The sequence below is a fragment of the Microvirga splendida genome, from assembly GCF_016427565.1.
Lineage (GTDB): Bacteria > Pseudomonadota > Alphaproteobacteria > Rhizobiales > Beijerinckiaceae > Microvirga > Microvirga splendida.
In genome coordinates, this window is the sequence record NZ_JAELXT010000002.1 from 12,631 (window position 1) to 35,515 (window position 22,885).

Genomic DNA, 22,885 nt, shown 5'->3' on the forward strand with positions numbered 1-22,885 from the left:
CGATCAGCTTGTATCCCCGTAGCCTCATCCTGAGGAGCGTAGCGTCTCGAAGGACGAGGCGTCTCCAGAGACCACTGGATCCTCCTTCGAGACGCCGCTGCGCGGCTCCTCAGGATGAGGCTCCGTTGTTTGTCTTAGAGGTGCACAAATGGACGGCTGCTGGTTCTATATCCTGCGCTGTGCCGACGGAAGCTACTACACCGGCACGAGCCGGTCGGAGGATTTGGAAACGCGCGTCAGTCAGCACAACCAGGGCATCTTTGGCGGCTATACGGCGAAGCGACGGCCCGTTGCCCTCGTCTACTCAATCCAGTTCGGCAGCATCACCGATGCGATTGCCTACGAGAGACAGGTCAAAGGATGGTCGAGAGCCAAGAAAGAAGCCTTGATCAGAGGCGATTTCGACGCTCTTCAAAGCCTGTCGAAAAGCCGTCGCTCGGGCCTCAAGGCGGGTGAAGCGGACCAGACTTAGACATCCAAACATTACAAACTCAACCTCATCCTGCGGAGCCTGCGGAGCAGGCGTCTCGAAGGATGGTCCAGTGGTCTCTGGAGACGCCTCGTCCTTCGAGACGGATTGCTCCGCAATCCTCCTCAGGATGAGGCTGTGGTATTGTCGCTGACCTTCCGGGCTCGTGGTAGAAGGTCTGCTTTAGCCTTTTGAGTCAGCCACTCGACAAGCTCCAATGGAATATTCTCGCGGTAGGCCGTGAACACCATGTCGTTGCTTTGATCTGAATAGAAGACATCAGCTACGGCATGCTCTCCTTCATCGGTCATTTCTCTAATTTCGAGATACATGCCATCAGCGATGACATCGCTGCAAAGTAGACTGGTGTAGCGTCTATCACGGATCTCTATAGCCATCGTGCACCTCCGCCTTAGGAGTTAAACGTCTCCTCGAACCGCACCACCTCGCCCTGCGCCGGCGTCTCCAGCGCGCCGTCCCACATCACCACGTTGCCGCGCACGACCGTGCCGACGGGCCAGCCGGTGACTTGTCTGCCGTCATAGGGCGTCCACTGCGATTTCGAGGCGATCCAGTCGTTGCGGATGGTCTCGATGCGCTTGAGGTCGGCCACGGTGAAATCCGCGTCGTAGCCCACGGCGATGCGGCCCTTGCCGGCGATGCCGAACAGGCGCTTGGGGCCGGCGCTCGTCATGTCGACGAAGCGCTCGAGCGTCAGCCTGCTTGCATTCACGTGATCGAGCATGATCGGAACCAGCGTCTGCACGCCGGTCATGCCGGAGGGCGTGTTGGGATACGTCTTATCCTTCTCCTCGCGGGTGTGCGGCGCGTGGTCGGAGCCGAGGATGTCGGCGATGCCCTCATCGAGCCCCTGCCAGAGCGCGGCGCGGTGGAGTTCGTCGCGCACGGGCGGGTTCATCTGGATGTAGGTGCCGAGGCGCTCGTAATCCTCCGGACCCGCCAGGGTCAGGTGATGTGGCGTCACCTCCACCGACACGAGATCCTTGTGCTCCCTCAACAGCGCCATCTCTTCCGCCGTGGTGATGTGGAGCACGTGGATGCGCGCGCCGGTGTCCCGCGCGATGCGCACGAGGCGCTGCGTGCAGGCGAGCGCCACTTCGGCCGAGCGCCACACCGGATGCGAGCTTGGATCGCCCTCGACGCGCAGATCCTTGCGCGCCCGCAGCATCGCCTCGTCCTCGGAATGGAAGGCGGCGCGGCGGCGGGTGCGGCGGAGGATGTTGGCGATGCCCTCGTCGTCCTCCACCAGCAGCGAGCCGGTGGACGAGCCCATGAACACCTTGATGCCGGCAGCCCCCGGCAGGCGCTCCAGCTCCGGCACGGCAGCGGCATTCTCGTGCGTGCCGCCGACCCAGAAGGCGAAGTCGCAATGCATGCGGTGGTGGCCGCGCCGCACCTTGTCGGCGAGGGTCTCGGGCGTCGTGGTCTGCGGGTCGGTGTTGGGCATCTCGAACACGGTCGTGACGCCGCCCATGACGGCCGCGCGCGAGCCCGATTCGAGATCCTCCTTGTGATCGAGGCCGGGCTCGCGGAAATGCACCTGGGTGTCGATCACGCCCGGCAGGATGTGCAGGCCCCGGCAATCGACCTCGCGCGCGGCGGAGGCCTGCGACAGGTCGCCGATGGCGGCGATCTTTCCGCCGCGCACGCCGACATCGCGCTCCGCGCGCCCGTCGTGGTTCACCACGATGCCGCCTTTGAGGATCAGGTCGAAGGTCTGGGGCATGGCAATCTCATCCCTTGAGGCCGCTGCGGAAGGGGCATATGTCAAGTTCGACACAGAGAGCAACTGGAGCGGGGCATATGCCGTCAGTCCATCTGGCCGACCGGGGCGTGGTAAGGGTTTCGGGCGAGGACGCCAAGACTTTTCTCGACAACCTCATCACCTGCGACCTGGACCGGATCTCTCCGCAAGCCGCGCGCTTCGGCGCCCTGCTGACGCCCCAGGGCAAGATCCTGTTCGACTTCCTGGTCTTCCAGGCGCCCGAAGAGATCGGCGGCGCCTACTACCTCGACGTGCTGAAGGTCTACGCGCCCGATCTCGCCAAGCGCCTCGGCTTCTACAAGCTGCGGGCGAAGGTGGCCGTCGAGGACCTGTCCGATTCTCTCGGCCTTGTGGCCGGGTGGGACGCACCGCGGCCGGATGACGAGGCAGGGCTGGTCGTGGAAGACCCGCGGGTGCCGGCGCTCGGATGGCGCGCCATCGTGGCGGCCGAGGACGTTGCGGAGTTCGCCGGCGATCCGGCCGAGGCGTATCACGCCCACCGCATCGCGCTCGGCGTGCCGGAGGGCGGGCGCGACTTCCTGTTCGGGGACGCCTTCCCGCATGAAGCCCTGATGGACCAGCTGAACGGGGTCGATTTCGACAAGGGCTGCTATGTGGGCCAGGAGGTGGTCTCCCGCATGCAGCATCGGGGCACGGCCCGCACCCGGATCGTGCCGGCCCTCTACGAGGGCGGCTTCGCGGCGGATCTCGGCGTCGAGGTCACGGCCGGAGACAAGCTTCTCGGCAAGACCGGCACCGGCGCCGGTGGGCGCGGGCTCCTGATGATCCGCCTCGACCGGGCGGAGGACGCCCTCAGGGCCGGCGAGGCGATCAGGGCCGGGGGCATTCCCGTGACGCTGGAAAAGCCGTCCTGGATGGGGTTTGCCGTTCCGGGAGAGAAAGGCACTGTTTCCTGAGCTGGCAAAAAAGCCTAGCTTGCGACGGAACGAAGCCCTCACGAAAACGTTACGGGTAATCGACTTGGGAGCGGCCCGACGCAAGAGCCGCCCCGGGTCTGCTGGGGAATCCTGATGAACGCCATGCAAGGGACCGGCTCGACGTCGCAGGAAGGACGCTTTCAGCTCCTGGTCGACGCGGTCACCGATTATGCCATCTACATGCTCGATCCCAAGGGCATCGTCTCCAGCTGGAATGCTGGCGCCCAGCGATTCAAGGGCTATACCCAGGACGAGATCCTGGGCGAGCATTTCTCCCGGTTCTATACGGACGAGGATAAAGCCACCGAGCTGCCCCGGCGGGCGCTGGAGACGGCAATCCGCGAGGGCAAGTTCGAGGCCGAGGGCTGGCGCCTGCGCAAGGACGGCACGCGCTTCTGGGCCCATGTGGTCATCGACCCGATCCGCGATTCCGGCGGCACCCTGATCGGCTTCGCCAAGATCACCCGCGATCTGACTGAGCGGAAGAGAGATCAGGAAGCCCTGAGGGAAAGCGAGCAGCGCTTCAGCCTCCTGGTCCAGGGCGTCACCGACTACGCCATCTACATGCTTGATCCGCAGGGCTGCGTGACCAACTGGAACGCCGGCGCGCAGCGCATCAAGGGCTACACGCAGGACGAGATCCTGGGCGAGCACTTCTCCCGCTTCTACACCGACGAGGACAAGGCGACCGAGCTGCCGCGGCGCGCCCTGGAAACCGCAGCGCGCGAAGGCAGGTTCGAATCTGAGGGCTGGCGCCTGCGCAAGGATGGAACCCGGTTCTGGGCGAGCGTCGTCATCGACCGGATCCGGAACGACCTGGGCGAGATCATCGGCTTTGCCAAGATCACCCGCGACATCACCGAGCGCCGGCAGGCGCAGGAGGCCCTGGCTCAGGCTCAGGCAGCCCTGTTCCAGTCGCAGAAGATGGAGGCCGTCGGGCAGCTCACGGGCGGGGTGGCGCACGACTTCAATAATCTGCTGACGATCATCGTCAACAGCCTGGATCTTCTCACCCGCAACGCCCGCGATGCGCGCGACATGCGGCTGATCGAGAGCGCCCAGCGCGCGGCCGAACGCGGCGCGAAGCTGACGCAGCAGCTGCTGGCCTTTTCCCGCCGTCAGCCCCTTCAGCCGGCCCTGCACAATCCGAACACCCTGATCGGCGGCTTCGAGGCGATCCTGCGCCGGGCCTGCGGCGAGCTCATCAAGCTGCAGCTTGCGCTTGCCCCACACATTCGGTCGATCTCGGTCGACGCGCCGCAATTCGAGGCGGCCCTCCTCAATCTCATCGTCAATGCCCGCGATGCGATGCCGAGCGGCGGGTCGCTGAGGATCGCGACCGGCAATGTGACCGTGGGCGAGAACGATCCGGCTCTCGCCGACTTGAAACCCGGCCCCTACGTCTCGGTCACGGTGACGGACACCGGCTCGGGCATGGCGCCCGAGGTTCTCGACCGCGTCTTCGAGCCTTTCTTCACCACCAAGGAGATCGGCAAGGGCACGGGCCTGGGGTTGAGCCAGGTCTATGGCTTCGTCACCCAGTCGGGCGGGCACGTGAAGGTGGACAGCGCTCCCGACCGAGGAACGACGATCACCATGCTGCTGCCGGCTCAGAGTAGCGGGAGCGAGGCCGTGGAGGACGAGGACGGAACGGAACGTCCGGCCCAGGACACCGCCGGCACCGTGCTGATCGTCGAGGACGAGCCCGCCGTGCTGGAAGTGGCGAGCGACATCTTCGACAGCCTCGGCTACGATGTGCTGACCGCCACCCATGCCCAGGAGGCCGTGGCGGTTCTGGAAAGCGATGCCGCCATCGACGTGATGTTCAGCGACGTGATCATGCCCAACGGCATGAACGGTGTCGAACTCTCCCGCAAGGCCCGCGAGATGCGCCCTCACCTCAAGATCCTATTGGCGTCGGGCTATCCCATGTCGGCCCTTCCCTCCGAGGGCTTGGGCGAAGGCGTCTCCTTCATCAGCAAGCCGTACCGCTGGACGGAGCTTGCCGACAAGCTGCGGATGCTCCGCTCCTGAGAACCAGCGCTATCGCCGTGCGTAATGGACCGCATCGGCAATTTTGATTGGTGCCGGCAAAGGCTTCCCGCTAGCATCCCGGCCGAAATCAATCCGGGAATGCCATGTATCAGCCGCCCCACTTCCGTGAGGACAATCTCGAGGTTCAGCACGCCCTCATCAGGGCCCATCCGCTCGGGCTCCTGGTGACCCTGGGCGGCGCGGGGCTCGTGGCCAATCCCATTCCCTTCGCGCTCGACGGCTCGGCGCCGCCTCTGGGAACCCTCAGGGCCCACCTCTCGCGGGCGAACGGCCAGTGGCAGGATTTCGACCCTGACGTCGAAGCCCTCGTGGTCTTCCAGGGGCCGGAGACCTACATCACCCCATCCTGGTATGCGGCCAAGCGCGAGCACGGCAAGGTCGTGCCGACCTGGAACTACGCCATCGTTCAGGCCTATGGCCGCATGCGCGTGGTCGACGATCCGGACTGGCTCCTCCGGCAGATCACCGCCGTCACCGACGTGCAGGAGGCTGCCCGACCGGAGCCCTGGACGGTCGGCGATGCGCCGGCGCCCTTCGTGGCGGCGCAGCTCAAGGGAATCATCGGCGTGGAGATCGAGATCACCCGGATCGAGGGCAAGTGGAAGGTGAGCCAGAACCGTTCGGAGGCCGACCGCCAGGGCGTGGCGGCGGGCCTGCGCCTCGGGCAGGACGATGCCTCGCGGCACATGGCGGATCTGGTCGATGCACGAGGAGCCCTGCGCGGTGGCGGACGCTCCGCATCCTGAGTGACTGGTTCATAAAGGACCGGCAGCCCTCCTCACGTCATCACCGGCCTTGTGCCGGTGATCCCGATGCGGTGAGGTGCTGCTCTTTTCGGCATCGGGATGGCCGGGACTGATCCCCGGATCAAGTCCGGGGACGGCCATGACGGAAACCGAGGCGTATTCCTCTTCATGAGCAAGCCTCTCACGATGAGAACAGAGGTTGATGGGGCCTGCTCCTGACGTCGGAAGCGCATCTTCCCGTTTCCCCACACTCCCGCTACACAGGCTGCATGAGCGACGGACTGATCCTGCACCCCGACAACAAAACCCGCTGCTGGTGGCCCGGCACCGACCCCCTCTACGTGGACTACCACGACACCGAATGGGGCGTGCCCGAATACGACGACAGGGCGCTGTTCGAAAAGCTCATTCTCGACGGCTTTCAGGCGGGCCTGTCGTGGATCACGATCCTGCGCAAGCGCGAGAACTTTCGCCGCGCCTTCGCGGGCTTCGACCCGGCCGTGATCGCCCGGTTCGATCAGGCGCAGGTGGAGGCGCTGATGCTCGACCCCGGCATCGTGCGCAACCGCGCCAAGATCGAGGCGACGATTGCCGGCGCCCGCGCCTGGCTCGTCATTCAGGAGCGCGGCGGCTTCTCGCGCTTCCTGTGGGATTTCGTCGACGGCAGGCCGTTGCAGCCGAATCTCAAAACCCGCAAGGATGTGCCGACCGAGACCGAGGTGTCCCGCAGGATCTCGAAGGCGTTGAAGGCGGAAGGCTTCAACTTCGTCGGGCCCACCATCGTCTATGCCTTCATGCAGGCCGTGGGCATGACGAACGACCATCTCACCGGCTGCTATCGCCACGCCGAGTGCGCGGCGCTGGCCGAGACCCGCTGATGGCAAAGGAACCCCGCGTCTGGCAGCGGATGCTTTCCGGCCGCCGCCTCAACCTGCTTGACCCGTCGCCCCTCGACGTGGAGCTCGACGACATCGCCCATGGCCTTGCCCGCGTGGCGCGATGGAACGGTCAGACGGCAGGCGGGCACATCTTCTCCGTTGCGCAGCATTCGCTGCTCGTCGAGGCGATTGCCATTCATCTCGATCCGGCCATGTCCCGCGAGTGGCGCCTGGCGGTGCTCCTGCACGACGCGCCCGAATACGTGATCGGGGACATCATCTCGCCGTTCAAGGCGGTGATCGGCGATGCCTACAAGTCCATCGAGGCGGGCCTGCTGGCTGCCATCCACCTGCATTTCGGCCTGCCCGCGCAGCCAAGCGCCGCCCTCAAGCGCTTCATCAAGCAGGCGGACCGGCAGGCGGCCTTCCTCGAGGCGACGCACCTTGCGGGCTTTTCCCGCGAAGAGGCGATCAAGCTGTTCGGCCGCCCCGAGCCCCTGCCCCGCCCGGTGCTGGCCCTTCTGGAGCCCTGGCCGGTGGCGCAGGCCGAGGAGCGCTACCACGAGAAGGTGACGGCGGCGCTAGCGGGTTGAAACGCAAGATCAAGCATAGCGCATCCCCTCTCCCGGGCGGGAGAGGGGCAGGGGTGAGGGCGTGGCGCTGGACCAGCCAAGCGCTGCCATCTCCGCTGCAGAACGCCACCCGCAGCACCTCCTCCGGCACCGGCCTTCCCTCACCCCAACCCTCTCCCACACGGGAGAGGGAGCATCGTGCTCACCGTCTCCATCCGAATCGTGTAGGACGAGCCGGACTCAATGAACTCAAGATCCATGCCAACTCTGCACGTCTGCTCCCTCTCCCGCCTGCACGACACCGTGGCCGAGACCCGTGCCAGCCACGTGGTGAGCCTGCTCGGAGCCGGTGCCGAGGTGCCGCGCCTCACCGGGGTTGCGGCGGAGCGGCATCTCTTCATCGGCGTCAGCGACATCGTGGAGCCGCGCGAGGGATACGTGCTCGCGGGCGCGGAGCATATGGAGCAACTGCTCGCCTTCGTCGGCGCCTGGGGCCGGGAGAGCCCTCTCGTGCTCCATTGCTGGGCCGGGATCAGCCGCTCGACCGCGGCCGCCTATATCGCGGCCTGCGCCCTGGCGCCGGAGCGGGACGAGGCCTCCATCGCCCTGAGCCTTCGCGCAGCCGCCCCCAGCGCCACCCCGAACGCCCGGTTCGTCGCGCTCGCCGACGATCTTCTCGGCCGCCGGGGCCGGATGGTCGATGCGATCCGGTCGATCGGGCGCGGAGCCGACGCTATGGAGGGCACGCCCTTCATGTTACAGCTTAACGGTCGCTAACCGATTCCGCCCGGACGGTCAGCCTGTCGCGAACACTGAGGCCGTCCCTTGGAGATCCCCTTCCTCGTCCTGCTGGCCCTCAGCATTCCGGTCTGTGCCATCGCGGGCCTTGTTCTCGGCCTCTCGGCCCGCAGCAAGCTGACGCTCCTGCAGGGACGCGTCGCGACCCTGGAGAGCGAGTTGCGGCTGGCCCGGGCACAGGCGGGACCGGCAACCTCCCCGGCGGAGCAGCAGGACCCAGCACCCGTGCCGGAAGCTCCTGCCACAGAGGCTCCGGCACCGGACTTGCTCCCGGAGCCGGAAGCCGAGGCGCCGCAGTCGGCCGGATCGGTCCCGGCCATTCAGCCGCCAGCCCCGCAGCCAGCTCCTCGGGGCCGGGACTTCGAAGAAACTCTCGGCTCTCGCTGGGCCGTCTGGGTCGGCGGCGTGGCTCTCGCCCTCGGGGGCATCTTCCTCGTCCGCTACTCCATCGAGCAGAACCTGCTGAGCCCTGCCACCCGGATCGCGCTCGGCGGACTCTTCGCCCTCGCGCTCATCGGAGCCGGCGAATGGCTGCGCCGGCGGGAGAGCAGCATCGCCCTGCCCGGCGTTCCCGACGCGAACGTGCCCAGCATCCTGACGGCGGCGGGAACCTGCGGGGCCTTTGCGGCCGCCTATGCGGCCTACGCACTCTACGGCCTGATCGGCCCGGCCGCCGCCTTCGTAACCTTGGGCCTGATCGCGGTCCTCACCATGGTCGCGTCCACCCTGCACGGCCCGGTCCTGGCCGCTCTCGGCCTACTCGGCGCCATGGGAAGCCCGCTCCTCGTCTCGTCGGACGAGCCCCAGCCCTGGGCGCTCGTGATCTACCTCGCCTTCGTGGTGCTGCCCGCCTACGGGGTCGCGCGCCTGCGCCTGTGGCGCTGGCTGGCGCTCGCGGCGGCAATCGGCGTGCTGATCTGGACGCTCCTGATCTTCATCCTGGACGCGCAGGATGCCCTGCCGGCCATGATGCATCTGGTGCTCCAGGCCGGCCTGGCAGCCCTCTTCCTGGTGGTTCTGCCTTACCGTGCAATCCCCGATGCCGAGAGCGGGATCGACCGGGCCGCCAGTGGCGTCCTCTTGGCCTTCGCGGTGGCCGCTGTCGCGGTGTCGGGCACGGTTGCGGCGGGCGACGGGCGCGCGGTCTTCGTTGCCGCCATCGCGCTCGTCCTGCTGGCGACGGGCATCCGCTTCGCCCCGGCGGCCCCGGCTGCCGCCTGGGCGGCCCTGACCACGTTCGGCGCTCTCCTGATCTGGCCCATCCGGGCCGATCTCGGCGGGGTTCCTGAAAACCTCTTCTACCAGAGCGGCGATCTCTTCGCCGTGCGGCCGTACGCGCTCGAAGTCTATCTCGGCCTCGCGCTCCTTGCTTCCGCGGCCATCGCCGGCGGCGCCCTCGTCCGGCTGGCGCGCTCACCGGACCTACGCCTCTCTGCGGCCGCCTGGTACGCGGGAGCCGCCACCATCGGCCCGCTTCTGGCTCTCGTGGCGGCCTATTGGCGGGTTGCAGCCCTGGAGCGGAGCCTGTCCTTTGCCCTCATCGCCGGCGGACTGGCCTTGGCCTTCATCGCCGCCACCCGCTGGCTCAGCCGCCGGGACGGCGTGGAAGGCGCTCCGATCCGGCTGGCCCTCGGGGCCGCGGCCTCGGCCGCTCTGGCGGCGCTTGCCCTCGGCCTGACCTTCGCCTTCGACAAGGGCATGCTGACGGTGGCCTTCGCCCTGACGGCCTTAGGCACGGCCTGGGTTTCCGAGCGGACGAGCCTGCCCGCCCTGCGCTACGCCGTCGGCGCCATCGGGTTGATCGTCCTGGGGCGGCTGATCGCCAACCCGACCATCGTGGACGGCGATCCCGGCCCGATCCTGATCAACTGGCTGCTCTGGGGCTACGGCGTCCCAGCCGTGGCGTTTCTCGCGGCGAGCCGGCTGCTGGAGCGCTCCGGCCGCGACAGGATCGTCCAACTGACCGAGAGCCTGGGCATCGTCTTTGCGGCCTTTCTGGTTTTCTTCGAGATCCGCCATGCCCTCCGGGCCGGAGATCCGATGGCACTCACGACGGATCTCCTTGAGGTTGGACTGATCGCAACGGAGAGCCTCGTCTTCGCCATCCTCCTGACGCGCCTGGACCTGAGGCGCGGAGACCCGGTCTATCGCTGGGGCTCGCTCATCTTCAAGGCTCTGTCCCTGACGCTTTGCGCCGGAGGACTCCTCCTCGTCGAGAACCCGCTGCTGACGGACGATGCAATCTTGGGCGGGCCGGTGTTCAATGCCCTGACCCTGGCCTATCTGCTGCCCTCCCTTCTGGCCGCAGGACTGGCTCTTGTCGAGCGGCGGGCCCGCCCCCGCTTCTACAGCCTGTCCTCGGCGATCTTGAGCCTGCTCCTGTTCTCCGCCTATGTGGGTCTGGAGATCCGGCGGCTCTTTGCCGGGCCGGAGCTGGCCCTCTGGCGCGGCTTCACCCAGGGCGAGCAATGGGCCTACTCGGTTGCCCTGCTGGTCACGGGCATCCTGCTCCTCGGCCTGGGTCTCATCCGCAACAACCGCTTTGCGCGTCTCGCCTCGGCGGCCTATCTCGTGCTGGCGGTGCTGAAGGTGTTCATCGTCGACCTGGCCAATCTGGAGGGCGTCATGCGCGCCCTGTCATTTATTGCCCTCGGCCTTGTTCTCATCGGCATCGGTCTCGTCTATCAGAGACTCCTCGCCCATCGACCCGGCAATGCCGCAATCCCAGTGTGATATTGCCCCAAGCAGATAATTTGACGGACAGCCGCATGACCGACACCGCCTCCATCAAGACCCTCCCCTTCGAGAAGGCCCTGGCCGAGCTCGAGGAGATCGTGCGGCGCCTCGAGCGCGGCGACGTGCCCCTGGAGGATTCGATTGCGATCTATGAGCGCGGCGAGGCCCTGAAGAAGCATTGCGAGCAACTGCTGAAGAAGGCCGAGGCCCGGATCGAGAAGATCACCATCGGGCCCGATGGCGCCGCCTCGGGCACGGCCCCGCTGGACGTGGATAACTAAGTCAGCGAAGGATCAGGCGGCGCGGCTCCGCTCGATGGCCGCGTCGACCTCCCGGAGCACGGCATCGGGATCGATGGCGAAGGCCTGCTTCTGTCCCTCGGCTCCGCCGGTCACCGGCTCGTAGTCGGCCCCGGCCTCGGCGGCCCAATGCAGGCCGGTGCTCTTGCGCCCGTTCTGCGCCATCAGCTCGATGAGCAGAGGCTGGCGCTGGGCCCAGAGGATGTTGGCAAGGCCCGCCCCGTGGACTCCCATGACGATCTGAGCTTCGCCGAACCACTGCATCTGCTCGTGGTGGTTCGACCAGGATGCCTGGACGATCTGGAACCCGCGCTGGCGCAGCCCCTCCATGAGGGCGGCTTCCCCATCCACCCGGCGCAGGCGCGTCTCGCCCCGGGTGAGGTAGATCCGTGGTGCAGGCTCGGGGAGCTTGCGCTCCCGGTATGCGGCCTCGAAGACCGAGCGGGCGAACCCGATCGCCTCGGGCGTCGCGAAAAGCCTCTCGATGTTGCTGCAATGGGTGCGCGCGTAGAGGTAGGAATCCGCCTCGATCCGCTCCCAGGGCGCGAGCCTCACATGGTCGATGGAGAGGCCCTTGCGGCGCAGGCCCTCGATGAAGCTCATGACCAGCGGATTGACCGAGCGTGCCGTGGCCAGGGTGAGGGTTTCGCCTGGAGCCACCGCGCCCCTGTCGAGCGCATGGCACAGGGGCATCAGGACATCGGTGAGCAGATGGCCGTAATGGGAGTAAGGGGGGATCGCGGCAACGATCCCGCCCACCCGGCGCGTCCGGAACGCGGCAGGAGCCGGATGGGCGAAGTTCCAGTTGCTGTCCGCATTCGTGTCGAACGACAGCTGCCGTCCCGTGGCCGCATCGACGGGCGTCAGAGTGTGGCCCGGAACCAGGATGTCTGAGAGCAGGGCAACCACCCGGTGAGCGGAGTTCTGGTCCGTGAACCGGCAGGCTGGCTTCATCACGTCGACATTGTGCTGGCTGACGAAGCCGCGCTGCCGGTCGTAGCGGCTCTGCATCAGGCGGAACGGGTGAACGCTGTCCTCGAGGAGCCTGACCTTGCGCTCATCAGGCCAGCCGAAATCGGGGAAGAACGAGACGGCCTTCCGCAGCATCGGACTGGAGCCCGTGAGCCCCTTCATGACGCGGAACGCGATGGGCTTCAGGTCGAAGGCCCGGCGAAGGGCGGTATGGTGTCGGGCCATCGCGATCCGCTAAATCCGCTGGGCGACGCCTGGCATGGACCGCGCAGGCACCGCCTTGACGTTGAACGAGAACCTATCGCGCGCCAAGACGAGCAGGATAGGGAACCACATGAAGAGGTAGTGCGTGTTGAAGAACGCGAAGGGATTCGGCAGGTCGGCCCCCATATAGCCGAACGTGAAGATGAGCGAAGCCAAGCCGAAGAAGCGCAGGGTATCGTCCGTCCCGCGGCTCAGGCACCGGGCATAGCCTGCAGCCATGAGGGCGGATGCTGCAAGCCCGACGAGGCCGAAATACAGGGCAATGCCGAAAAGCCCGTTATGGGCATGGCTCAGCCACTCATAGGGAAACCGGAAGTCCGGTCCGCTGCCCAGGATGGGATGACGCTCGATCTGGTCGCGAACCAGTTCCCATACCGCATTGCGGTTTGAGGGACGGCACCAATCAGTCTCGCTGCCGCAGATCATGGCCTTGATGCTCGGCTCGAAGACGACGAGGCCCGTCACGAGAAGCCAGCACGCCAGGCAGACCGCGAGCACGATGAGCATGCCGCGCCGGTCGATCAGGACGGCGAGCGGCAAGGCCAGGCCAAGGGCAACGAGCGGCCCGCGGCTTTGGGTCAGCAGGAGGGCGGCCACCAATGGCACCGCCAGCATCAGGAGGATGGCCGTGCTCCTCCGGCTCCTGCCCTCCTCGTCCATCCACAGGGCGACCGTGGCGATCAGGGCACTGGCGAGCGCTCCCGCACCGGGAATGGGATTGCCGCCCCGTCCGAGGGGGATCATGCGGTCCAGGATATCGGGTTCTCTCAGAACATGAACGACGATCGACAGGAAGGCGCTGGCCGCGCCGACGCCCGCAATGATCCAGAGGATTCGTCTGGTGCTCAGGACCTGGGACGTCTGCGCGACGAACAGGAAGAACGCGGCCAGCAATCCGATCTTGAGAAAGTCGGAGCCCGGCCGCGGCATGTCCCCGAACAGGGCGCCAGCTGCCTGCCACGCCAGCAGGAAGCCGAGCGAGAGCCAGAGCCACAGGTTTTTCCGGAACGTCTCCGCGGCCACCCCGCTGGCGAATGCCAGCCCCGCGCCGAGGAAGATGGGGGAAACGGAGAGACCCGGAGCCTTGCCGCCCCTGGCGAAGAAGATGGCAACGACGAACAGGACGAAAGCCGCCACGCTCCACACATGAACGCGGCCATGCTCCGCAACCTGCTTGCGGATCAGGGAGGCCGGCGAGGTCAGGCGTGAAAGGTCGAAGGTCATAGAAGCCGGCGGACTCTGCCCGTGTAGGAGGCAGGAACAATATTTCGGGAACGCTCGCCGTCTACCATTTCGATTCCGCGTTTTCAACCAAGTGTGATCCGGTGGCGGCCGGAAAGGAAAGACGCAGAGGCTTTCGAACCTCAACGGGCGCCTGGCCCCTTGGAAAGCATGCGCTCCCTTATCGGAGTCTGGCAGGATTGAGGAATTTGCCGGCTCCGTTCACGCACGGTGCGACAGGTTGCCTCGACCTGGGCGGGTGGGTGACCCGTCTGCCCGCAGGGATGGGACAAGGTTTCCGATTTGACCCTCCCCCGTTAAGCCCCTATCTCCTTTGTCTGACCTCCGGTCGAAGCTTGGCGAGTAAAACGTTGTCCACACCCCTCCTCGACACCCTCAAGACCCCCGACGATCTGCGCCAGCTGCCCGAGAGCCAGCTCCGCCAGGTGGCGGATGAGCTGCGGACGGAGACGATCAGCGCGGTTTCCGTCACGGGCGGACACCTCGGAGCGGGACTGGGCGTGGTCGAGCTCACGGTGGCGCTGCACTACGTCTTCGACACCCCCCGCGACCGGCTGATCTGGGACGTGGGCCACCAGGCCTATCCCCATAAGATCCTGACCGGACGGCGCGACCGGATCCGGACGCTCCGCCAGGCGGACGGCCTGTCGGGCTTCACCAAGCGCCAGGAGAGCGAATACGACCCCTTCGGCGCGGCCCATTCCTCCACGTCGATCTCGGCGGGCCTCGGCATGGCCGTGGCGCGGGATCTCGAGGGCGGCAAGAACAACGTGATCGCCGTGATCGGCGACGGCGCCATGTCGGCCGGCATGGCCTATGAGGCCATGAACAATGCCGGCGCCATGCATTCGCGCCTCATCGTCATCCTCAACGACAACGACATGTCGATTGCGCCGCCCACCGGCGCCATGTCGTCCTATCTCGCTCGCCTCGTCTCCGGCGGCGCCTATCGGGGCCTGCGCGAGACCGCCAAGCAGCTGGCCAGGAAGCTCCCGAAGTTCATCTACGAGAAGGCACAGCGCGCCGAGGAATTCGCCCGCGGCTTCTGGACCGGCGGCACCATGTTCGAGGAGCTGGGCTTCTATTATGTGGGCCCCATCGACGGCCACAACCTCGACCACCTGCTGCCGATCCTGAAGAACGTGCGCGATTCCGAGACCGGCCCGATCCTCGTCCACGTGGTGACGAAGAAGGGCAAGGGCTATGCGCCCGCCGAGGAAGCGGCCGACAAGTACCACGGCGTCGTCACCTTCGACGTGGTGACGGGCGCCCAGACCAAGGCGAAGGCCAATGCGCCCGCCTACACCAGGGTCTTCGGCGAGAGCCTGATCGCGGAGGCGCGGCGCGACGACAAGATCGTGGCCGTCACGGCCGCCATGCCCACCGGCACGGGCGTCGATCTCTTCGGCAAGGAATTCCCGACCCGCACCTTCGATGTCGGCATCGCCGAGCAGCATGCGGTGACGTTCGCGGCCGGCATGGCCACGGAAGGCTACAAGCCGTTCTGCGCCATCTATTCCACCTTCCTGCAGCGCGCCTACGACCAGGTCGTGCACGACGTGGCGATCCAGAACCTGCCCGTGCGCTTCGCCCTCGACCGAGCCGGCCTCGTCGGCGCGGACGGGCCGACCCATGCGGGATCCTTCGACATCGCCTATCTCGGCTGCCTGCCGAACATGGTGGTGATGGCGGCGGCCGACGAGGCGGAACTCGTCCACATGGTGGCGACCGCCGCAGCCTACGATGCAGGCCCCATCGCCTTCCGCTATCCGCGCGGCGAAGGCGTGGGCGTCGACATGCCCGAACAGGGCGTGCCGCTCGCCATCGGCAAAGGCCGTGTGGTGAAGGAAGGCAGCCGCATCGCCCTCCTGTCCCTCGGCACGCGCCTTGGCGAGGCCCTGAAGGCGGCCGAAGAGCTGGAGGCGCGCGGCCTCTCCACCACGGTGGCCGATGCCCGCTTTGCCAAGCCCCTCGACGAGGAGCTGATCCTGCGCCTTGCCCGCGACCACGAGGTGCTGATCACCATCGAGGAAGGCTCCGTCGGCGGCTTCGGCTCCTATGTGCTCCAGCTCCTCGCGGACAAGGGAGCGCTGGACCGTGGCACCCTGAAAGTGCGCTCCACGGTCCTGCCCGACACCTACCAGGACCAGGACAAGCCGGAGCGCATGTATGCCAAGGCCGGACTCGACGCGGCCGGCATCGTGACGCGGGTGTTCGAGGCGCTCGGGAAGGAAGAGACCCGCAAGGTGCGGGCGTAATCGCCTGAGTCTCCCATGACCCGCAAGCGCGCCGATGTGGTTCTGGTCGAGCGCGGCTTCTTCGCAAGCCGCGCCCGGGCCCAGGAGGCGATTTCCGCCGGTCTCGTCACCGTGAACGGCGCAGTGATCAAGAAGGCATCGGATGCGGTCCCAGCGGAGGCCGTGATCACGGCCGAGCAGCCGCATCCTTACGTCTCCCGCGGCGGGGTGAAGCTCGCGGCCGCGCTCGATGCTTTCCGCATCGACCCCAAGGACAAGATCTGCCTCGATGTCGGGGCCTCCACGGGAGGCTTCACGGACGTGCTGCTCACGCGCGGCGCCGCGCATGTGTATGCGGTGGATGTCGGCCACGGCCAGCTCCATCCCACCATCGCCGGCCATGCGCGCGTGACCAATCTGGAAGGGACGGATGCCCGCGCGCTGAACGACGAGCTCGTTCCGCAGAAGGCGGATCTTCTCGTCTCCGACGTGAGCTTCATCTCGCTCAAGCTCGTTCTGCCGGCGGCTGTCGCCCTGCTGAAGCCGCGCGCCGAACTGGCCGTGCTCGTGAAGCCGCAATTCGAGGCCGGGCGCGATCACGTGAAGAAGGGCATCGTGCGCGATGAGGCCGTGCATCGCGCGGTCTGCGAGGATATGACGGCCTTCGTCGCGTCGCTCGGTTTCGAGGTTATCGGGCTCGTCCCCTCGCCCATCGAGGGCGGGGACGGAAACCGTGAGTTTTTGTTGGGAGCCCGCCTTGGCTGAACAGGTCATCATCAAGCGCCTCGGCGCGAAAGCCGACGGCGTTGCGGACACGGAATCCGGCCCGGTCTTCGTGCCGAAGGTGCTGCCGGGCGAGAACGTGACGGTGGAGCGCGACGGATCGCACGCGCGGCTTGTGAGCGTCGATGTTCCTTCGCCCGAGCGCGAGACGCCGTTCTGCCCTTACTTCGATGCGTGCGGCGGCTGCGCCACGCAGCATATGCAGCACGGCTTCTATCAGACCTGGAAGCAGGAGATCCTCGCATACACCCTGCGGCAGGCGCGGATCGAGGCGCCCATCGCGCCGCTGGTGGATGCCCATGGCGAGGGCCGCCGGCGCGTGACGCTGCACGTGCGCTTTCCCGACCGCGCCATGCATGTGGGCTACATGGCCCCGCGCAGCCACCAAATCGTCGAGATCGCCTTCTGTCCCATCGCGGAGCCCGGCCTGAAGGAGCAGGCGCCAGGCATCGCCCGCGCGATCGGCGAGCATCTCAAGGGCCCGCGCAAGCCGCTCGACATCCAGATCACGCAGACGCAGACCGGGTTCGACGTGGATGTGCGCGGTCACGGACCGATGAAGGATGCGGAACGCCTGAGCCTCATCGACCTTGCGAGCAGGCTCGATCTCTCGCGCCTGTCGATCCACGGCGACGTGGTCGTCGAGCGCCGCCCGCCCGCGATCCTCATGGGCCGCGCCTCCGTGGTGCCGCCAGCCGGCTCGTTCCTGCAGGCGACGCGCCTCGGCGAGGAGGTTCTCGCCGGACTCGTGACGGAGGCCTGCGCGAAGGCCAAGCGCGTGGCCGATCTGTTTGCCGGATCGGGACCCTTCTCCATGCGCCTTGCGGAGAAGGCGGAGGTGCATGCGGTCGAGTTCGACAAGGGTTCGATGGCGGCGCTCGACAAGGCGTTCCGCGCCACGCCGGGTCTTCGCCGGATCTCGACGGAAGCGCGCGATCTCTTCCGCCGGCCGCTGCTCACGCCGGAACTGAACGCCTTCGACGCAGTGGTGCTCGATCCGCCTCGCGCCGGTGCGGAGGCACAGGTGAAGCAGATCGCCGTGTCGAAGGTCCCGCTCGTGGTCAGCGTCTCCTGCGACCCGGCCACCTTCGCCCGCGATGCGGCCATCCTGATCGCCAGCGGCTACCGGCTGGAGCGCGTGGTTCCCGTCGATCAGTTCAAGCACTCGCCGCATCTCGAAGTCGTCGGCATCCTGCGCCGGGATGTTGCGAAGAAGCGGCGGTAATTGGGAGTATCATTCCCGGCCGGAGCGCAGCGGAGGGGAAGGGAATCCATAGCACTGAGCGTGTGGGTGGATCCCCTTCCCTCGCCTGCGGCTCCCCGGGGATGACATCAACGGGACAGACTAAAACAAGCTCCCCTGCTCGTCCTCGTCGCTGGAGAGCGGCTTCTTGGCCTTGGGCTTCGTCGCCTTGACCGGCGCGGGCTCCGGCTTTGACAGAGGCTCCAGCAGTCCCGGATCGTCGTTCTCCACCTTGTTGACGCGGCTCGAGACCGGCACCATGTCGAGCCACTCGTCCGGGCATGGCCGCACGAGGCGCATCACGTCGGCGCGCTCGTCGCGCACGTCGAGCCAGGCTCCGATGTCATCGGGCGACAGGATCACCGGCATGCGGTCGTGCACGGCGGACAGGGTGCCGTTGGCGTCCGTGGTGACGATGGCGGCGGTGTCGATCTCAGCCCCGTCCGGGCTGCTGTAGGTTTCCCACAATCCGGCAAGAGGCATCGGCCTGCGGTCGCGCGGGCGGATCAGGAACGGTGTTTTCTCACGCCCCTCCCGCCGCCACTCGTAGAAACCGTCCGCGAGAAAGATGCAGCGGCGGCGCTTCAGGGCATTCCTGAAGGTCGGCTTCGTCTCCAGCGTTTCGCCCCGGGCATTGATGACCAGCGGAAAGTCCTTCGGGTCCTTGACCCAGGACGGCAGGAAGCCCCAGCGCACCAGCATGAAACGCCGCTCGCCCCGATCCTCCAGCACGATGGGCACCGGCTGGGTGGGCGCCACGTTGTAGCGCGCAGGAAAGTTCGGTTGCTCCGAATAGCCGTAGAACTCCCGGTAGGTGTCGGGAGGCAGGGTGATCGCATAGCGCCCGCACATGGCGGTTTCTCCAAAGGTTTATCCTTCTCGACCTCATCCTGAGGAGCAGACGCAGTCTGCGTCTCGAAGGATCGTCCAGAGGGCACTGGAAACGCCCTGATCCTTCGAGACGGTCACTGACGCGACCTCCTCAGGATGAGGGCTCATGTAGAGTTTTTCTCAAAACCTCACAGCCAGCGCTTCCAGCGGAAGAAGAGGTAGGGCAGCGCGGCGGCAAGAACGATGAGTCCTATCGCCCATAGATAGCCGTAGTCCCACTGGAGTTCCGGCATGATCTCGAAGTTCATGCCGTAGACGGACGAGACCAGGGTCGGCGGCAGGAAGATCACGGACATGACCGAGAAGATCTTGATGATGTCGTTCTGCTCGATGGTGACGAGGCCGAGCGTGGCGTCGAGCAGGAACTGGATCTTGTTGGAGAGAAACGTCGCGTGCTCCTCGATGGACTGCACGTCGCGCAGGGCCGTGCGCCACTCCGCCTGGTAGCCCGCGGTCTTCTGCGGCCGGGGCATGCTGGCCGAGAGGAACAGCAGCATGCGCTCCACCGACACCATGCTCTCGCGCACATTGGAGATGATGTCGCCCTTGCGGCCGATGGATTTCAGGGCAGCGCGGTAGGACGCCGCGCGCTTGGCCCCCTGTCGCTCGTTCTCGAAAATCGCCTGCGACAGGCGGTCGATGCGCGAACCCACGGTGCCGAGAATTTCGGCCGCGCGGTCGATGATGGTCTCCACGAGCCCGTCGAGCACGGCCTCCGGCTGATGCCGGCACCCTCCGGGCTTCCCGGCACGGGCCATGAACATGCTGAACGAGCGCGGCTCGCCGTAGCGCACGGTCACGAGCGCCTTCTCAGTGAGGATGAACGACACGTCGATGAGCTTCGGCGTGTCGGTCTCGGAGCTGCACAGGACGCGCACGGTCATGTAGCGCGCGTTGTTCTCGTGGTAGAGGATCTCGGACGGCTCGATATCGGCCATCTCCTCCCGGGTCGGGATCTCGATGTTGAGATGGGCCTCGACGAGCTTGTCCTCCTCGCGAGTCGGTTCGATCAGGTCGATCCACAGGGCATCGCCGGGAATGGGCGTTCCCGGCGGCAGGACGTAGCGGTCGAGGGACTGACCTGCCAGTCCCGTCGCCTGTGTTGGCCTGTGGATCAAAATCATGCGCGTTCTCGCCCCTCGGCAATATGTATTTTCGGACCGGGAGGCCCTTGTCATCCCCGGCCGGAGCGTAGCGAAGGGGAAGGGGATCCACAATCATGCTCAGCGCTATGGATCCCCTTCCCTCGCCTAAAGGCTCGCCGGGGATGACACGGCGAGCGAGTGGATCAAGAGCCGAAGTGTTTGTCAGAGCGATGACAGAGGCGGCGTGTCGTCGGGCACAAAGAAGTCGGGTATCAGCGATTTGGATGGATCCACGCGGTACTTCTCGAAATCCGTCACGCCCTCACCGTGCAGAAAGACATCGTCGATGAGGAAGTGGCCCGAGAAACTTCTCGAGGGCTTCTGGAAGACCGCATAAGCCGCGTCAGCCAGGATCTCGGGCGTGCGGCTTGCCTGCACGATCTCATCCCCGCCGAGCATGTTCCTGACCGCACTCGTGGCGATGGTCGTCCTCGGCCAGAGGGCGTTCACCGCAATGCCCTTGGGCCGCAGCTCGCCAGCCAGTCCCAGCACGCAGATGCTCATCCCGTATTTCGCGAGCGAATACGCCACATGCGGCGCAAACCACTTCTCCTGCATGTCGAGCGGCGGCGAGAGCATGAGGATGTGCGGGTTCTCGGCTTTTTCGAGATGCGGAATGGCATACTTCGACACCATGAAGGTGCCGCGCGTGTTGATCTGGTGCATCAGATCGAAGCGCTTCATATCGGTGATCGAGGTGGGCGTCAGGCTGATGGCGCTCGCATTGTTGACCACGATGTCGAGGCCGCCGAAGGTCTCGACCGTGTTTGCGATCGCACCCTTCACCGCCTCCTCGTCGCGCACGTCGACCACCAGCGGCAGCGCCTTGCCGCCCGCCGCCTCGATCTCCTCGGCGGCCGTGTAGATCGTGCCGGGGAGCTTGGGATGCGGCTCGGCGGTCTTCGCCGCGATGACCACGTTTGCGCCGTCCTTCGCCGCGCGCAACCCGATGGCAAGGCCGATGCCCCGCGAGGCGCCGGTGATGAAGAGGGTTTTACCTTTAAGGCTCATGGGATCAGCTCGCGAGTGCCAGGGTTGCGTCCTGCAGGAAGCCTGCACCGTTCATCACCGTTTCCTCAAGCCCCTTCGCGCCGACGGCGATGTTTTCGGCAAAGAAGCGGCAGAGCGCGATGCGGCCGGCATGCGCCGGATCGCCATCGCCCGCAGAGGCCTGCGCATTGGCAGCCAGCGCCATCTCGGCGAGCGCCGCGCCGCCCTGCGCGAGGGCGAAGAGTCGAAGATACGGCGACGCCCCGGCCAGCGCCTCGCCTTGCGCGTTTGAGGACAGGGACTGCAGCATGTGGCTCGTCGCCCGGTCCAGGCTCTCGACCGCATCGCGCAGGCGCGGCGCGGTCGCGCCGAAGGCCGGCGTGCTCTCCTTCAGCAGGCGCGCGACGGTGGCGCGCATGGCAGCGATCTGCGCCCGCACGGTCTCGCCGCCGGAGAGCGGCAGCTTGCGGGTGACGAGGTCGATGGCCTGGATGCCGTTGGTGCCCTCGTAGATCGGCGCGATGCGCGCATCGCGGAAATGCTGCGCCGCGCCGGTCTCCTCGATGAAGCCCATGCCGCCATGCACCTGCACGCCGATGGAGGCCACCTCCATGCCGATATCGGTGGAGAAGGCCTTCGCCACCGGGGTCAGCAGCGAGGCGCGCTCATGCGCCTTCTTCCGTCGCGCAGGATCCTCCTCGAGATGCGCGCGGTCGATGGCTTCCGCGGTCATGTAGCAGATGGCGCGCGCGGCAGCGGTCAGTGCCTTCATGGTCAGCAGATTGCGCTGCACGTCCGGATGCACGGCGATGGGGCTCATGCCCTCGACCGCTCCAATGGCGCGACCCTGCTTGCGCTCGTTGGCGTAGCCGAGCGCCTGCTGGTAGGCGCGCTCGGCAATGGCCACGCCCTGCAGGCCGACCGCGAGGCGGGCGTTGTTCATCATCGTGAACATGCAATTGAGGCCGCGGTTTTCTTCTCCGACGAGCCAGCCGACCGCGCCGCCATTGTCGCCGAAGATCATGGTGCAGGTGGGCGAGGCATGGATGCCGAGCTTGTGCTCGATGGAATGGCAGCGCACGTCGTTGCGCGTGCCGTCAGGCAGGAACTTCGGCACGAGGAACAGCGAGATGCCGCGGGTGCCGGCCGGCGCATCCGGCAGGCGCGCGAGCACGAGATGAATGATGTTGTCGGTGAGGTCGTGCTCGCCGTAGGTGATGAAGATCTTTTGGCCGGTGACCTTGTACGTGCCGTCGCCCGCGGGCTCGGCGCGCGAGCGCAGGGCCGCGAGATCGGAGCCCGCGTGAGGCTCCGTGAGGTTCATGGTGGCGGTCCACTCGCCGGAGACGAGCTTTTCGAGGTAGCGGCCCTTAAGATCGTCGGAACCGTGCTGGACCAGCGCCTCGATGGCACCCATGGTGAGCACGGGTCCGATCCCGAAGGCCATGGAGGCGGCGTTCCACATCTCGACGCAGGCCGAGTTGAGGAGCGTCGGCAGCCCCTGTCCGCCATATTCCACCGGACCTGGAAGCGCGTTCCACCCAGCTTCCGACCACGCCTTGTAGGCCTCCTTCCAGCCGGGGGCCGTGGTCACGACGCCGTCCTTGAGGACCGCGCCATGCTTGTCGCCCTCGCGGTTGAGGGGCGCGATGACGTCGTTGGCGAAGCGGCCCGCCTCGTCCAGGATCGTCTCGGCCAGATCGACGGACAGGTCGCCATAAACCCCGTCGGCCACGGCGCGGTCGAGGCCGGCCACGTGCCTCATGGTGAAGACGATGTCCGGCACGGGCGCGCGATAGGTCATGGCAATTCCTCTCAGCAGGATGGGCTTTTGATGTTGA

20 protein-coding genes are annotated in these 22,885 nt (G+C 66.4%); 12 read left to right on the forward strand and 8 right to left on the reverse strand.

The genetic code is table 11. The annotated features are described in order from the left end of the window. Positions 1-148: 148 nt before the first annotated feature. Positions 149-472 (forward strand): GIY-YIG nuclease family protein, encoded by a 324-nt coding sequence (locus JAO75_RS02185; protein ID WP_199046322.1) that lies wholly within the window; start codon positions 149-151, stop codon positions 470-472. 122 nt (positions 473-594) lie between these two features. Here the strand turns inward: JAO75_RS02185 and JAO75_RS02190 are convergent, their stop codons facing one another. Together JAO75_RS02190 and JAO75_RS02195 are read right to left on the reverse strand one after the other, a co-directional pair. Continuing rightward, a complete protein-coding gene (locus tag JAO75_RS02190) occupies positions 595-867 on the reverse strand; it encodes a hypothetical protein (protein WP_199046324.1) in 273 nt (90 codons plus the stop codon). Positions 868-881: 14 nt separating this feature from the next. Further along, positions 882-2,216 (reverse strand): dihydroorotase, encoded by a 1,335-nt coding sequence (locus JAO75_RS02195; RefSeq protein WP_199046325.1) that lies wholly within the window; start codon positions 2,214-2,216, stop codon positions 882-884. Between the two features lie 77 nt (positions 2,217-2,293). Between JAO75_RS02195 and ygfZ the strand changes: the two genes are divergently transcribed. The 8 genes from ygfZ (at position 2,294) to JAO75_RS02235 (ending at position 11,259) form a co-directional block, all read left to right on the forward strand. Continuing rightward, positions 2,294-3,172 (forward strand): CAF17-like 4Fe-4S cluster assembly/insertion protein YgfZ, encoded by an 879-nt coding sequence (gene ygfZ, locus JAO75_RS02200; protein WP_199046326.1) that lies wholly within the window; start codon positions 2,294-2,296, stop codon positions 3,170-3,172. A 114-nt stretch (positions 3,173-3,286) separates the two neighbouring features. Then, the gene (locus JAO75_RS02205; RefSeq protein WP_199046327.1) at positions 3,287-5,227 is read left to right on the forward strand and encodes a hybrid sensor histidine kinase/response regulator; all 1,941 of its coding nucleotides are present in this window, start codon (positions 3,287-3,289) and stop codon (positions 5,225-5,227) included. A 104-nt stretch (positions 5,228-5,331) separates the two neighbouring features. Next, the gene (locus JAO75_RS02210; protein WP_199046328.1) at positions 5,332-5,994 is read left to right on the forward strand and encodes an FMN-binding negative transcriptional regulator; all 663 of its coding nucleotides are present in this window, start codon (positions 5,332-5,334) and stop codon (positions 5,992-5,994) included. A gap of 269 nt (positions 5,995-6,263) precedes the next feature. Continuing rightward, complete coding sequence (locus JAO75_RS02215; RefSeq protein ID WP_199046329.1) at positions 6,264-6,872, forward strand: DNA-3-methyladenine glycosylase I; 609 nt, start codon at positions 6,264-6,266, stop codon at positions 6,870-6,872. After that, the gene (locus JAO75_RS02220; protein ID WP_199046330.1) at positions 6,872-7,465 is read left to right on the forward strand and encodes an HD domain-containing protein; all 594 of its coding nucleotides are present in this window, start codon (positions 6,872-6,874) and stop codon (positions 7,463-7,465) included. Before JAO75_RS02215 ends, JAO75_RS02220 begins: the two co-directional genes overlap by 1 nt. Before the next feature lie 237 nt (positions 7,466-7,702). Further along, complete coding sequence (locus tag JAO75_RS02225; RefSeq protein WP_199046332.1) at positions 7,703-8,221, forward strand: tyrosine phosphatase family protein; 519 nt, start codon at positions 7,703-7,705, stop codon at positions 8,219-8,221. Between the two features lie 48 nt (positions 8,222-8,269). After that, positions 8,270-10,975, forward strand: coding sequence for a DUF2339 domain-containing protein (locus JAO75_RS02230; RefSeq protein ID WP_199046334.1), 2,706 nt, complete (start codon positions 8,270-8,272; stop codon positions 10,973-10,975). A gap of 35 nt (positions 10,976-11,010) precedes the next feature. Continuing rightward, positions 11,011-11,259, forward strand: a complete 249-nt coding sequence (locus JAO75_RS02235; RefSeq protein WP_190844970.1) for an exodeoxyribonuclease VII small subunit — start codon at positions 11,011-11,013, stop codon at positions 11,257-11,259. Positions 11,260-11,271: 12 nt separating this feature from the next. Here the strand turns inward: JAO75_RS02235 and JAO75_RS02240 are convergent, their stop codons facing one another. Both JAO75_RS02240 and JAO75_RS02245 read right to left on the reverse strand, forming a co-directional pair. Then, a complete protein-coding gene (locus JAO75_RS02240; protein ID WP_199046336.1) occupies positions 11,272-12,474 on the reverse strand; it encodes a glycosyltransferase family 61 protein in 1,203 nt (400 codons plus the stop codon). A gap of 9 nt (positions 12,475-12,483) precedes the next feature. Next, a complete protein-coding gene (locus JAO75_RS02245) occupies positions 12,484-13,737 on the reverse strand; it encodes an O-antigen ligase family protein (protein WP_199046339.1) in 1,254 nt (417 codons plus the stop codon). Positions 13,738-14,105: 368 nt separating this feature from the next. Here JAO75_RS02245 and dxs point away from each other — a divergent pair, with 368 nt between their 5' ends. From dxs to JAO75_RS02260, 3 genes are read left to right on the forward strand one after another with little or no spacing between them, the layout of a single operon-like run. Then, on the forward strand, positions 14,106-16,013 hold the full coding sequence (gene dxs, locus JAO75_RS02250; protein WP_246742331.1) for a 1-deoxy-D-xylulose-5-phosphate synthase: 1,908 nt from the start codon (positions 14,106-14,108) through the stop codon (positions 16,011-16,013). 15 nt (positions 16,014-16,028) lie between these two features. Then, on the forward strand, positions 16,029-16,757 hold the full coding sequence (locus tag JAO75_RS02255; RefSeq protein WP_199046343.1) for a TlyA family RNA methyltransferase: 729 nt from the start codon (positions 16,029-16,031) through the stop codon (positions 16,755-16,757). Further along, positions 16,750-18,000 (forward strand): class I SAM-dependent RNA methyltransferase, encoded by a 1,251-nt coding sequence (locus JAO75_RS02260; RefSeq protein ID WP_199046345.1) that lies wholly within the window; start codon positions 16,750-16,752, stop codon positions 17,998-18,000. The genes JAO75_RS02255 and JAO75_RS02260 overlap by 8 nt, the downstream gene beginning before the upstream one ends. Positions 18,001-18,120: 120 nt before the next feature. Here JAO75_RS02260 and JAO75_RS02265 read toward each other — a convergent pair whose 3' ends face one another. From JAO75_RS02265 to JAO75_RS02280, 4 genes are all read right to left on the reverse strand, one after another. Next, on the reverse strand, positions 18,121-18,870 hold the full coding sequence (locus tag JAO75_RS02265; protein WP_199046347.1) for an SOS response-associated peptidase: 750 nt from the start codon (positions 18,868-18,870) through the stop codon (positions 18,121-18,123). A 167-nt stretch (positions 18,871-19,037) separates the two neighbouring features. Beyond that, positions 19,038-20,033 carry a magnesium transporter CorA family protein gene (locus JAO75_RS02270; protein ID WP_199046349.1) on the reverse strand — a complete coding sequence of 332 codons (996 nt, stop codon included), beginning with the start codon at positions 20,031-20,033 and terminating at the stop codon, positions 19,038-19,040. A gap of 183 nt (positions 20,034-20,216) precedes the next feature. Continuing rightward, positions 20,217-21,065, reverse strand: coding sequence for an SDR family oxidoreductase (locus tag JAO75_RS02275; protein ID WP_199046351.1), 849 nt, complete (start codon positions 21,063-21,065; stop codon positions 20,217-20,219). A 4-nt stretch (positions 21,066-21,069) separates the two neighbouring features. Then, positions 21,070-22,848, reverse strand: a complete 1,779-nt coding sequence (locus JAO75_RS02280) for an acyl-CoA dehydrogenase family protein (RefSeq protein ID WP_199046353.1) — start codon at positions 22,846-22,848, stop codon at positions 21,070-21,072. Positions 22,849-22,885: the final 37 nt, after the last annotated feature.